The organism is Streptomyces prasinopilosus (assembly GCF_001419695.1).
Taxonomy (GTDB): Bacteria; Actinomycetota; Actinomycetes; order Streptomycetales; family Streptomycetaceae; genus Streptomyces; species Streptomyces prasinopilosus.
The window spans coordinates 1-13327 of sequence record NZ_LIRG01000017.1; the positions used below are offsets into that span (position 1 = coordinate 1).

The 13327-nt window shown below is 71.3% G+C and carries 7 protein-coding genes and 3 pseudogenes; 7 read left to right on the plus strand and 3 right to left on the minus strand.

The features are described from left to right. The 3 genes and pseudogenes from AOK18_RS33835 to hflX form a co-directional block, all read left to right on the plus strand. Positions 1-209 (plus strand): annotated as a pseudogene (locus AOK18_RS33835) (M1 family peptidase); the annotation flags it as partial. 2 nt (positions 210-211) lie between these two features. Continuing rightward, a pseudogene (locus tag AOK18_RS01240) lies at positions 212-1490 on the plus strand (M1 family metallopeptidase); the annotation flags it as partial. A 145-nt stretch (positions 1491-1635) separates the two neighbouring features. Beyond that, positions 1636-3132: a GTPase HflX gene (gene hflX, locus AOK18_RS01245; protein WP_055575133.1), complete on the plus strand. Its 1497-nt coding sequence runs from the start codon at positions 1636-1638 to the stop codon at positions 3130-3132. Positions 3133-3497: 365 nt separating this feature from the next. Here hflX and AOK18_RS01250 read toward each other — a convergent pair whose 3' ends face one another. Then, a complete protein-coding gene (locus AOK18_RS01250) occupies positions 3498-4718 on the minus strand; it encodes a trypsin-like serine peptidase (protein ID WP_055693044.1) in 1221 nt (406 codons plus the stop codon). 349 nt (positions 4719-5067) lie between these two features. On the opposite strand from AOK18_RS01250, the gene AOK18_RS01255 reads away from it, so the two are divergent. Then, positions 5068-7050: an ATP-dependent DNA helicase gene (locus tag AOK18_RS01255; RefSeq protein WP_055693045.1), complete on the plus strand. Its 1983-nt coding sequence runs from the start codon at positions 5068-5070 to the stop codon at positions 7048-7050. Between the two features lie 235 nt (positions 7051-7285). On the opposite strand, the gene lexA is transcribed toward AOK18_RS01255, so the two are convergent. Then, entirely contained in the window at positions 7286-8053 is a 768-nt protein-coding gene (gene lexA, locus AOK18_RS01260; RefSeq protein ID WP_055693046.1) for a transcriptional repressor LexA, read from the minus strand. 747 nt (positions 8054-8800) lie between these two features. Between lexA and nrdR the strand changes: the two genes are divergently transcribed. Next, on the plus strand, positions 8801-9358 hold the full coding sequence (gene nrdR / locus AOK18_RS01265) for a transcriptional regulator NrdR (protein WP_055573388.1): 558 nt from the start codon (positions 8801-8803) through the stop codon (positions 9356-9358). Between the two features lie 163 nt (positions 9359-9521). After that, positions 9522-12419, plus strand: coding sequence for a vitamin B12-dependent ribonucleotide reductase (locus tag AOK18_RS01270; protein ID WP_055573389.1), 2898 nt, complete (start codon positions 9522-9524; stop codon positions 12417-12419). A gap of 151 nt (positions 12420-12570) precedes the next feature. Here the strand turns inward: AOK18_RS01270 and AOK18_RS01275 are convergent, their stop codons facing one another. Then, entirely contained in the window at positions 12571-13104 is a 534-nt protein-coding gene (locus AOK18_RS01275) for a TerD family protein (protein ID WP_055693047.1), read from the minus strand. Positions 13105-13261: 157 nt separating this feature from the next. Here AOK18_RS01275 and AOK18_RS31665 point away from each other — a divergent pair. After that, positions 13262-13327, plus strand: a pseudogene (locus tag AOK18_RS31665) (DUF4937 domain-containing protein); the annotation flags it as partial.

Genomic DNA, 13327 nt, shown 5'->3' on the forward strand with positions numbered 1-13327 from the left:
CGGGGCCGCCGCCGGCGGACGTCCGCGGCGCTGCTCGCGTCGGCCGTCTCCGTCTGCCTCCTCGCCGCGAGCGCCCCCGCCACACCGCTGGGGATCGGCGACCGCCTCTTCCCGCACCTGGGCAACCCCGGGTACGACGTGACCTCGTACCACCTCACCCTCGGCTACCCCGGCACGAACGACACGCCCCTCCAGGCCACCACGAGGATNNCGCCGCCTTCGCCACCGCCGGCGAGGACCTCGTGATCACGCCCGTGAACGCTCTGGAGGCCGGCGAACGGACCCGTGTCACCGTGCGCCACACCAGCGACCCGGTGGCCGCCGAGGGCCGGGACGGCGGCTGGGTGCGCACCGCGGACGGTCTCGCCATGGCCAACCAGGCCGACGCCGCGCACCTGGTCTTCCCGTGCAACGACCACCCGTCCGACAAGGCCTTCTTCACGTTCCGCGTCACCGCTCCCCACGGCCACACGGCCGTCGCCAACGGCCTGCCGATCCACGTCGACCGCACGCGCGCGGCGGCGACGACCTGGACGTACCGCACCCGCCACCCCATGGCCACCGAACTCGCCCAGGTGTCCATCGGCCGCTCCACGGTCCTGCACGGCACCGGCCCGCAGGGGCTGCCGCTGCGCGACGTCGTCCCCACGGCCCACCGCGCACGGCTGGAACCGTGGCTGGCGAAGACCCCGGACCAGATCGCCTGGATGGAGGACAGGGTCGGCCGCTACCCGTTCGAGACGTACGGCCTGCTCGCGGCCGACGCCTCCACCGGCTTCGCACTCGAGACCCAGACGCTCTCCCTCTTCGAACAGGAACTCTTCACCGACCCGTCCTACCCCGCGTGGTACGTCGAGTCGATCATGGTGCACGAGCTCGCCCACCAGTGGTTCGGCAACAGCGTCAGCCCCCGCACCTGGTCCGACCTGTGGCTCAACGAGGCCCACGCCACCTGGTACGAGGCGCTCTACGCGCAGGAGAAGGCCGGCCGGTCCCTCGAGGCCCGGATGAAGGCCGCCTACGAGGCCTCCGACCGCTGGCGCGCGGAGGGCGGACCGCCCGCCGCCCCCAAGGCGCCGCAGCCCGGACAGAAGATCAGTATCTTCCGGCCGATCGTGTACGACGGCTCCGCACTCGTGCTGTACGCCCTGCGCGAGGAGATCGGCCGTACCGCGTTCGACCTGCTGGAACGACGCTGGGTGACCCGGCACCGGGACGGCACGGCCTCCACCGCCGACTTCGTCCGGCTCGCCTCCGACACCGCGGGACGCGACCTGACCGGATTCCTGAACGCCTGGCTCCACGACGCGAAGACCCCGCCCATGCCCGGCCACCCGGACTGGAAGTCCACGGAGCGCGCCCCGGAGACGTCCACGGCACCCCGGTTCACGGGCCACAGGCCCGAGGCCCCCGCGTCCGCGTCACAGCCCGCGCAACGTTCCGGCCCGGCCGCGCATCGACCGGACGCGGGCGGGGAACAAACACGGTGACGAGACGTGCCGTGCCGTGCCACCATCGTCGGGACGCCGCCGCACGGGGCACGGGAATCTCCCGGGAGGCCCGTGCGTTGTGAGGGGTGGCGGACGGATTCCGTCACCCCTGCGATCTCCCCCGACGTATCGACGTAAGGAACCAATGACCTCCTCTTCTTCCCCTTCCCAGGACACCAGGCGCTTCGCGCGGACCCACCCCGAGGGCCTCCGGGCCGATGCCCTGATGGAAGCGGACGTCGCCTGGAGCCTCGAGATCGACGGGGAGCGGGACGGCGACCAGTTCGACCGCTCCGAGCGCGCGGCCCTGCGCCGCGTCGCCGGCCTCTCCACCGAGCTCGAGGACGTCACCGAGGTCGAGTACCGGCAGCTCCGCCTGGAGCGCGTCGTACTCGTCGGCGTGTGGACGTCGGGAACCGTGCAGGACGCGGAGAACTCCCTCGCGGAGCTCGCCGCCCTGGCGGAGACGGCGGGCGCCCTCGTGCTCGACGGCGTGACCCAGCGCCGCGACAAGCCCGACGCGGCGACCTTCATCGGCTCCGGCAAGGCCCAGGAACTGCGCGACATCGTGCTCGAGACGGGCGCGGACACGGTCGTCTGCGACGGCGAGCTGAGCCCCGGCCAGCTGATCCACCTCGAGGACGTCGTCAAGGTCAAGGTCATCGACCGGACGGCCCTGATCCTGGACATCTTCGCCCAGCACGCCAAGTCCCGGGAGGGCAAGGCGCAGGTCGCGCTCGCGCAGATGCAGTACATGCTGCCCAGGCTGCGCGGCTGGGGCCAGTCGCTGTCCCGGCAGATGGGCGGCGGCTCGGGCGGCGGACTCGCCACCCGCGGCCCCGGTGAGACCAAGATCGAGACCGACCGGCGCCGGATCCGCGAGAAGATGGCGAAGATGCGCCGGGAGATCGCGGAGATGAAGACCGGCCGCGACATCAAGCGCCAGGAGCGCAAGCGCAACAAGGTGCCCTCCGTCGCCATCGCGGGCTACACCAACGCCGGCAAGTCCTCGCTGCTCAACCGCCTCACGGGCGCGGGCGTGCTGGTCGAGAACGCCCTGTTCGCGACCCTCGACCCGACCGTGCGCCGGGCCGAGACGCCGGGCGGACGGCTGTACACGCTGGCCGACACCGTCGGTTTCGTCCGGCACCTGCCGCACCACCTCGTCGAGGCGTTCCGCTCCACGATGGAGGAGGTCGGCGACGCCGATCTGATCCTGCACGTGGTGGACGGCTCGCACCCCGTCCCGGAGGAGCAGCTGGCCGCCGTGCGCGAGGTGATCAGGGACGTCGGCGCCACCGGCGTACCCGAGATCGTCGTGATCAACAAGGCCGACGCGGCGGACCCGCTGACGCTCCAGCGGCTGCTGCGGGAGGAGAAGCGCGCCATCGCGGTCTCCGCCCGCACCGGCCAGGGCATCGACGAACTGCTCGCCCTCCTCGACGACGAGCTGCCCCGTCCGGCCGTGGAGGTCGAGGCGCTCGTGCCGTACACGCACGGCAAGCTGGTCGCCCGCGCCCACGACGAGGGCGAGGTGATCTCCGAGGAGCACCTCGCGGAGGGCACCCTGCTCAAGGTGCGGGTGCACGAGGAACTGGCGGCGGAACTCACGCCGTTCGTGCCCACGCCGACCGGCGGCTGAGTCCGCGGCCCGCGACTTCACGCGCGACGGAGACGGCCCGTCCCCGCTTCACGGCGGGGGCGGGCCGTAGGCGTGCACGGGGACCGGTGACCGCTGTCCTCACGTCCCGCCGCGCTCACCGCCCGCCGCGGGCCCCGCCCGTGTTCCGGTGCACCGCCTCGGCGCCCCGGCCCGGCCGCGGGCCCGCGAGCCGGGTGCCGCCGGCCGGTGAGGGACACCGGCGCGGTCCCGCCGTCCACCCCCCGGGGACCGTCCGCCGCCGGGCGCCCCTCCGGCGTGCCGCCCGTGCGGGCGCCGTCACCGCGACGCCGTTCCCGCCCGGGCGGGGCCCGTGGGAACGCAGCCGGCGCCGGAGCGGCCGGCGGTCACCGGCCGGCGAACTTGTCGCTGACCGCCTCGTACACGCCCTTGGCCTCGTCCCCCAGCCGCGGGCCGGCGAGCCAGCCCGACGTCACCGGGCCGATGGAGGTGTTGGACACCAGCGCCGGCTTGCCGTCGGAGCCCTCCGCGACCCAGCCGCCACCGGACGAACCGGCGGTCATGCTGCATCCGATGCGGTACATCGTCGGCTCGGAGGCGCCCAGCGAGAGCCGGCCCGGCCGGTCCTCGCAGCTGAACAGCTTCTGGCCGTCGTACGGGGCGCCGGCCGGGTAGCCGGTCGCGGTCACGCTCTCCACGTCCGGCACGGCGGGAGCGTTGAAGTCCACCGGCAGTGCCGAACCGACCTTCTCCTCCAACGACTTGCCGTCGCCGCCCTTCTCCGGCGTCACATGGATGACGGCGTAGTCGTGCGGGGCGCCGTCACCGCCGGTCGCGCCGCCCTGCTCGATCCACTGGTCGGAGGTCTGCGCCCAGTCGCCCCACCAGACACCGTACGGGGCGACCTCGTCCCGGGCGGCGCCTTCGATCTCGCCGCTCGGCCTGCCCGCGTCGTTGTACGACGGAACGAAGACGATGTTGCGGTACCAGCCGCCCTTCTTGCCGGCGTGCACGCAGTGTCCGGCGGTCCACACCATGTTGGACCTGCCCGGGTTGGCGGGGTCCTGCACCACGGTCGCGGAGCACACCATCGTGCCCTCGGGGGAGTCGAAGAACACCTTGCCCGCCGTGGGGGCGTTGTCGTGGTACGACGGCGGCACGGCCCGTGCCGGCACCGGTTGAGGCGTCGGGTCCGTCACGCCCTGGTCACCGGAGATGTCGCTCTCGGCGACCTCCGGGTCCGGCTGCTCGGCGTCCCGCATGCGGTCCGGGTCCCACAGGTCCTCGATGATCGGGTTGACGTAGTCGTTGGCCTCGCGCAGCCAGTCGTCCTTGTCCCAGTTCTTCCAGTCGCCGTTCCGCCACTTGTCGAGGTCGATCCCGTGCTCCTTGAGCCGGTCCGCGAGGTCGCTCGGGATCCGGATCTTGCCGTCCCCGGCCGAGGCGGTCGCGGAGGATTCGCCGCCCGCCGTGTCGTCCCCCGAACCGCAGGCGGTGACGGTGAGCGCGAGCGCCGAGGCGAGCGCGACGGCGGTCAGTGCGGGAGAGGTTCCGCGGCGCGTCCCTCCGCCTCGGCGAGTGGTGGACGACGGCCGTATGGATCGCATGATCTGACTCCCCCTGAGGTGGACGAACGTGGTGCTTCGGCCGTGCTCGCGTCCTGGACCCGGACGGAGTCCGGACCCCTCGCACGGCCACCGGGAACGGCACCACACACTATGCGTTCGCCGTGGGGGGCGGCCGACGGGACGGCAACGGTTTCGCTACGAGCTTTCTGACCTGGACGTTTCCCGGAGGGCCGGGAACGTGACGCCTTCCTGTGGCCGACCCGCCGGGGAGCCGCCGGGCCGGCCAGGGCACGGGGGCATGGTCGGCGGGTCGCGGGGGCCCCGTCGCGCCCTCGGCCTTCGCGGTCGGCGCACGATTGTCGGTGCCGGGCCGTAGGGTGGTCGCGCTATGACGAAGCCCTCACTCCCCGAACTCCTGCACGCCGCCGTCGCCGCCGTCGGCGGCACGGAGCGCCCCGGCCAGGTGACCATGGCCGAAGCCGTCGCCGAAGCGATCGACGACGCCTCCCATCTGCTGGTCCAGGCCGGCACCGGCACCGGAAAGTCGCTCGGCTATCTGGTGCCCGCGCTCGCCCAGGGGGAGAGGGTCGTCGTGGCGACGGCCACGCTGGCCCTGCAGCGCCAGCTCGTCGAGCGCGACCTTCCGCGCACGGTGGAGGCGCTGCATCCGCTGCTGCGCCGCCGCCCGCAGTTCGCCATGCTCAAGGGCCGGTCGAACTACGTCTGTCTGCACCGGCTCCACGAGGGCGTGCCGCAGGACGAGGAGGAGGGTCTCTTCGACCAGTTCGAGGCGGCCGCCCCCACGAGCAAGCTGGGGCAGGACCTGCTGCGCCTGCGCGACTGGGCGGACGAGACGGAGGACGGCGACCGGGACGACCTCACCCCGGGCGTCTCCGACCGGGCCTGGTCCCAGGTATCGGTGTCGTCGCGGGAGTGCCTGGGCGCCACGAAGTGCGCCTACGGCGCGGAGTGCTTCGCGGAGATGGCCCGCGAGCGCGCCAAGCTCGCCGAGGTCGTCGTCACCAACCACGCGCTCCTGGCGATCGACGCGATCGAGGGCGCCCCGGTGCTGCCGCAGCACGAGGTGCTGATCGTGGACGAGGCCCATGAGCTGGTCTCCCGGGTCACCGGAGTCGCCACGGGGGAGCTCACCCCCGGCCAGGTCAACCGCGCGGTGCGCCGTGCCGCGAAGCTCGTCGACGAGAAGGCGGCCGACCGGCTGCAGACCGCGGCCGAAGGCTTCGAACGGCTGATGGAGCTGGCCCTCCCCGGTCGTCTCGAGGAGATCCCGGAGGACCTCGGGTACGCGCTGATGGCGCTGCGCGACGCCTGCCGGACCGTCATCTCCGCCATCGGGAACACCCGCGACAAGTCCGTCCAGGACGAGGACGCGGTCCGCAGACAGGCGCTCGCCTCGGTGGAGAGCGTGCACGACGTGGCGGAGCGCATCACCAACGGTTCCGAATGGGACGTCGTCTGGTACGAGCGCCATGATCGGTTCGGGGCCTCGCTGCGCGTCGCCCCCATGTCGGTCTCGGGCCTCCTGAGGGAGAAGCTCTTCTCCGACCGCTCGGTCGTCCTGACCTCCGCGACCCTGAAGCTGGGCGGCGACTTCAACGGGGTGGGCGCCTCCCTGGGCCTCGGCCCCGAGGGCGTCGAGGGGGACGACCTCCCGCAGTGGAAGGGCGTCGACGTGGGCTCTCCGTTCGACTACCCCAGACAGGGGATCCTCTATGTCGCCAAGCACCTGGCGCGCCCGGCCCGCGACGGCGACCGCGCGGACATGCTCGACGAACTCACCGAGCTGATCCAGGCCGCGGGCGGCCGCACGCTGGGCCTGTTCTCCTCGATGCGGGCCGCTCAGCTCGCTGCCGAGGAACTGCGTTCCCGGATCCCGGAGTTCCCGATCCTCCTGCAGGGCGAGGAGACCCTCGGCGAGCTGATCAAGAACTTCGCCGCCGACCCGAAGACCTGCCTCTTCGGCACCCTGTCGCTCTGGCAGGGCGTCGACGTCCCCGGCCCCAGCTGTCAGCTGGTCGTCATGGACAAGATCCCTTTCCCGCGCCCGGACGACCCGCTGATGAGCGCTCGCCAGAAGGCCGTGGAGGACGCGGGCGGGAACGGCTTCATGGCGGTCGCCGCCACCCACGCCGCGCTGCTCATGGCGCAGGGCGCCGGCCGGCTCGTCCGGGCCACGGGTGACCGCGGTGTGGTGGCCGTCCTGGACCAGCGGCTGGCGACGGCACGCTACGGCAGCTATCTGAAGGCCTCGCTGCCCGACTTCTGGTTCACCACGGACCGCAACCAGGTGAGGAAGTCCCTGGCCGCGATCGATGCGGCGGCGACCCGGGCCGAGGGCGGAGCGGACTGAGGCGAAGCCGGCCGGGGCAGGGCCGACCGGGGAGGCGCGGGGCCCGGTGCGGAGGGACGAAGCACCGGGACCGGCAGGGACCGAAGGGTCCGTGCCGGTCCGCGGCCCGGCGGCACGGGGGGCCGCAGGGCGGTACCGGGGCGGGGAAGGGACAGCACAGGGCCCCGGAACCGGCGCAGGGGTTCCGGGGCCCGGACCAGGGGCGGGGTCCGGACCGGCCGGCTCCCGCGACGGCTCAGACGCGGCGCAGAACGGCCACCACCTTGCCCAGAACGGTCGCCTCGTCACCGGGGATCGGCTCGTAGGCCGCATTGTGCGGGAGGAGCCAGATGTGGCCGTCCTCGCGCTTGAAGCGCTTGACGGTGGCTTCGCCGTCGAGCATCGCGGCGACGATGTCGCCGTTCTCGGCGACGGGCTGGCGCCGGACCGTGACCCAGTCGCCGTCGCAGATCGCGGCCTCGATCATGGAGTCGCCGACGACCTTCAGGACGAACAGCTCACCGTCACCGACGAGCTGACGGGGGAGGGGGAAGACGTCCTCGACCGACTCCTCGGCGAGGATGGGGCCGCCGGCGGCGATACGGCCGACCAGCGGCACGTACGACGCGGCCGGCTTGCCCGCGGTGTCCGCGGGCTGCACGGAGGCGGCCTGGTCGGAGCCGCGCACCTCGTACGCGCGGGGACGGTGCGGGTCGCGGCGCAGGAAGCCCTTGCGCTCCAGCGCCATCAGCTGGTGTGCCACCGAGGAGGTGCTGGAGAGGCCGACCGCCTGGCCGATCTCGCGCATGGACGGCGGGTAGCCGCGGCGCTGCACCGAGTCCCTGATGACCTCGATCACCCGACGCTGGCGGTCGGTGAGTCCCGAGCTGTCCGCCCGGATGCCGGGAGGCCGGCCCGGCAAGGAGCGCTTCTGGCCCTCGGGATGCGTGGCTTCGCTCATCGCAGGCACCGGCTCGGGCCGGCCCTGGGCAGTGATGCTGGCGCTGTCTGCGGTGGTGGTCACGTCGGCCCCTCTCGATGGTCTCCCTGCAGCACAACGGTAGTAGCTTTCGAAAGGTTGCGCCAAACACACGTTCGAGTGAAAAAACGTGAATTTCCTTCTGTGATTGCCCGAGGAAGTGTATTGGCCACAATTCCCCCTATCGGGCAAAGGCGCTCATTCTCGCATTCTTCACCGTCGGCGCACCGGTTTCCCGGCCGCGCTCAGTCTGTCATTCGCCGCCCCCGCGGCACGGGGGACGGCCCGGCCGCCCCCAGGTCTCTCCGGGAGCCGCACGCGGTCTCCTCCCGGCGTGCACGGCGTCTCCTCGTGTGCGGCGTCTCCTCGCGCGCGACGGGCGCCGTGCGCGCGGAACCGGCCCGTCCGGGAGCCGCCGGGCCGGTCGTCCCCGACTCCGTCCGGGGGTTCCCCGCACGGTTCGGCGGGAGGCCGCCCGGGTGATCCCGCGGGAGGTTTCGCACGGCTGTTCCGGGGCATGCGCGGGACTTCACGGGCTCGTACCGTCGCGGTGCGTGAGCGCTTCGTGAGGAGGGGCGACGGCGGTGCTCCGCCCCGGTTCGAGCGACACGCGTGCTGGGGTGTATGAATGAGCCAATCACCACATCTAGTGGTTGGATTGCACCAGCTGCCCAGAAGTTGTGGTCCCGCGGTTCTGAGGCCCTCGGAGATCGCTTATGCTGGAGCAGCTTCACGGGGCCCGACGGGCCTCTTGAGGCCATGGAGTCTGCTGCGAGGGAGGGTTGGGATTTCATGCACTGCCCCTTCTGCAGGCACCCCGACAGCCGTGTCGTCGACAGTCGTACGACCGACGACGGCACGTCGATCCGCAGGCGCCGCCAGTGCCCCGACTGCTCCCGACGTTTCACGACCGTGGAGACGTGCTCGCTCATGGTGGTCAAGCGCTCCGGCGTCACCGAGCCGTTCAGCCGCACCAAGGTCATCAACGGTGTGCGCAAGGCGTGCCAGGGGCGTCCGGTCACCGAGGACGCGCTCGCGCAGCTCGGCCAGCGGGTCGAGGAGGCGGTGCGGGCCACCGGGAGCGCCGAACTGACCACCCACGACGTGGGACTGGCCATCCTCGGCCCCCTGCAGGAGCTCGACCTCGTCGCCTATCTGCGGTTCGCGTCCGTCTACCGGGCGTTCGAGTCGCTCGAGGACTTCGAGGCGGCGATCACGGAACTCAGGCAGGTGGGGCACCCCGCCGCGGGCGACGGAGTCCCCGAGGGGGCCGTCGCGGAGGGCGGGGCGGGCGACGACGGGCCCGGAGGGACCGTCCAGGTCCCGGAGCCCGCCCGGCCCACCGGCTGACCGGCGGATTCCGCCCGGTACCGCGGCCGGGGGCGGCCGGGCCGCGGCGATGAGAAGACCTGCCGCGGGCGACGTGAGTGTGCGCCCGCGGCATCAGAACAAACACCGTGCCACGGGAACATCGGGGCACTTCAGGGCGTTTTGCCCGTACCAGGGAGGCGGCATGACAGAGACGGCGAGCGGTCCGACACGGAGTTCCCGGGCCAAGGGCAGCGGCAAGGTCGGCAAGGGGCTGCGAGTCGAGCGCATCCACACCTCTCCCGGAGTCCACCCCTATGACGAGGTGACCTGGGAGCGTCGGGACGTCGTCATGACCAACTGGCGCGACGGCTCGGTCAACTTCGAGCAGCGTGGCGTCGAGTTCCCCGACTTCTGGTCGGTGAACGCGGTCAACATCGTCACCAGCAAGTACTTCCGCGGTGCCGTGGGCACCCCGCAGCGCGAGACCAGCCTCAAGCAGCTGATCGACCGCATCGTGAAGACGTACCGGAAGGCCGGCGAGGACCACAAGTACTTCGCCTCCCCCGCCGACGCCGAGATCTTCGAGCACGAGCTGGCCTACGCCCTCCTGCACCAGATCTTCAGCTTCAACAGCCCCGTCTGGTTCAACGTCGGCACGCCCCAGCCGCAGCAGGTCTCCGCCTGCTTCATCCTGTCCGTCGACGACTCCATGGAGTCGATCCTCGACTGGTACAAGGAAGAGGGCATGATCTTCAAGGGCGGCTCCGGTGCCGGCCTGAACCTCTCCCGCATCCGCTCCTCCAAGGAACTGCTGTCCTCCGGCGGGAACGCCTCCGGCCCGGTCTCCTTCATGCGCGGCGCCGACGCCTCCGCCGGCACGATCAAGTCGGGCGGCGCCACCCGGCGCGCCGCCAAGATGGTCATCCTCGACGTCGACCACCCCGACATCGAGGACTTCATCCAGACCAAGGTCAAGGAGGAGGAGAAGATCCGCGCCCTGCGCGACGCGGGCTTCGACATGGACCTGGGCGGCGACGACATCACGTCCGTCCAGTACCAGAACGCCAACAACTCGGTCCGTGTGAACGACACGTTCATGAAGGCGGTCCGGGACGGCGGCAAGTTCGCCCTGACGTCCCGCATGACCGGCGAGGTCATCGAGGAGGTCGAGGCCAGGGCGCTCTTCCGCAAGATGGCCGAGGCCGCCTGGGCCTGCGCCGACCCGGGCATCCAGTACGACGACACCATCAACAACTGGCACACCTGCCCGGAGTCCGGCCGGATCAACGGCTCGAACCCCTGCAGCGAGTACATGCACCTGGACAACACGTCCTGCAACCTCGCGTCGCTGAACCTGATGAAGTTCCTCGACGACGACGGCAAGGGCCACCAGTCCTTCGACGCCGAGCGCTTCTCGAAGGTCGTCGAGCTGGTCATCACCGCGATGGACATCTCCATCTGCTTCGCGGACTTCCCGACCCAGAAGATCGGCGAGAACACCCGCGCCTTCCGCCAGCTCGGCATCGGCTACGCCAACCTCGGCGCCCTGCTGATGGCGACCGGCCACGCCTACGACTCCGACGGCGGCCGCGCCCTGGCCGGCGCCATCACCTCCCTGATGACCGGCACGTCGTACCGGCGCTCCGCCGAACTGGCCGCCATCGTCGGCCCGTACGACGGCTACGCCCGCAACGCGAAGCCGCACCTGCGGGTCATGAAGCAGCACTCCGACGAGAACGCCAAGGCCGTCCGCATGGACGACCTGGACACGCCGATCTGGGCGGCCGCCACCGAGGCCTGGCAGGACGTGCTGAGCCTCGGCGAGAAGAACGGTTTCCGTAACTCCCAGGCGTCCGTCATCGCCCCGACCGGCACCATCGGCCTCGCGATGTCCTGCGACACCACCGGCCTCGAGCCCGACCTCGCCCTGGTCAAGTTCAAGAAGCTGGTCGGCGGCGGCTCGATGCAGATCGTCAACGGCACCGTCCCGCAGGCCCTGCGCCGCCTGGGTTACCAGGAGGAGCAAATCGAGGCGATCGTCGCCCACATCGCCGAGCACGGCAACGTGATCGACGCCCCCGCCCTCAAGCACGAGCACTACGAGGTCTTCGACTGCGCCATGGGCGAGCGCTCCATCTCCGCGATGGGCCACGTCCGCATGATGGCCGCGATCCAGCCGTGGATCTCCGGCGCCCTCTCCAAGACGGTCAACCTGCCGGAGTCGGCGACCGTCGAGGACGTCGAGGAGGTCTACTTCGAGGCCTGGAAGATGGGCGTCAAGGCGCTCGCCATCTACCGCGACAACTGCAAGGTCGGCCAGCCCCTCTCCGCCAAGACCAAGGAGAAGGAGAAGGCCGAGATCACCGAGAAGACCGAGGACACGATCCGTGCCGCGGTCGAGAAGGTGGTCGAGTACCGCCCGGTCCGCAAGCGTCTGCCGAAGGGACGTCCCGGCATCACCACGTCCTTCACCGTCGGCGGCGCCGAAGGCTACATGACCGCCAATTCCTACCCGGACGACGGTCTCGGCGAGGTCTTCCTGAAGATGTCCAAGCAGGGCTCGACCCTCGCGGGCATGATGGACGCCTTCTCCATCGCGGTCTCCGTCGGCCTCCAGTACGGCGTCCCGCTGGAGACGTACGTCTCGAAGTTCACCAACATGCGCTTCGAGCCGGCCGGCATGACGGACGACCCGGACGTGCGGATGGCGCAGTCCATCGTCGACTACATCTTCCGTCGCCTGGCGCTGGACTTCCTGCCCTTCGAGACGCGCTCCGCGCTCGGCATCCACTCCGCCGACGAGCGTCAGCGCCACCTCGAGACCGGTTCCTACGAGCCGACCGACGACGAGCTCGACGTCGAGGGCCTCGCCCAGTCCGCGCCGCGGACCCAGGAGCTGAAGGCGGTCGCCACGCCGAAGGCCGAGGCCGAGGCGGCCAAGCCCGCCCCGCAGCAGGCCCACACCAGCGCGGAACTGGTCGAGATGCAGCTGGGCATCCAGGCCGACGCCCCGCTCTGCTTCTCCTGCGGGACGAAGATGCAGCGCGCCGGCTCCTGCTACATCTGCGAGGGCTGCGGCTCGACCAGCGGCTGCAGCTGAGGCAGGGCGTGACACCGCTCGCACGGGCGTCCCCGCCCGGTGCGACCGGCTGAGGGAATGAGGGAGGGGCACCGGCTTCGGCCGGTGCCCCTTCCTTTCGTCCTTTCCGTCCCGCGGCCGTCCCCGTCCGGGTGCCGGCCGCGGGGGCGGCTCAGGAGCGGCGGACGGCTCCCATGGCGCGGGTGAAGGACGAGGGGTCTCCCTGGAACCCCCGGACCCCGGGGCGGAACTCCCAGACCCCGGTGTCGTTCCGGGTGAACTCGGCGACCACGGCCGCCGTGGCCCCCGCAACACCGCCGAAGTCGTCCTCGGCCAGGACGGTGTACCCCTCGCGGATGCGCAGGCCGGGGTGCGTCACGCCGGCGAAGGTGCGCGGCTCCTGGTGCTGCTGCACGACGACCCCCACCACCACGCGCGCGTACCGCGCGTCGAGCCGGTTCAGTTCCAGGGTCATGACCTCGTCGAAGCCGAAACCCTTGCCGTCCGTGCTGTCCCGGTTGAGGATGATCGTGCCGTCGGGGGAGCGGCTGTCGAAGTGCACCACGTAGGAGGGATCGCCGTACGGATCGCTTGCCGGGTAGGGCGCGGCGACGAGATCCAGGTCGGTGGCCGGCTGCCCCGCAGGACTCGGGTCCCACCTCAACGCGATCTCGACCTTGCCGATGCCCTTGTTGACGCCGTTCACCAGTCTTCCCCTTCCCCGTGCGACCGTCCTGCCCTTCAGTCCAACTGCCGGGCGGACCTGGCAGGTTGTCCATCCTGTCATGCCGGACCGCTCGCGTGCGGAGAAGCAGTCCCGCCAAGGGTGACCGGGTCGTGCTCCGCGGCCTTACGATGGCGCGGTGCTGGTCAAGTGGATTCGCTGCACCGTGGTGGACCGCCGCGGGTTCGAACGGGGGCAGCGGAAG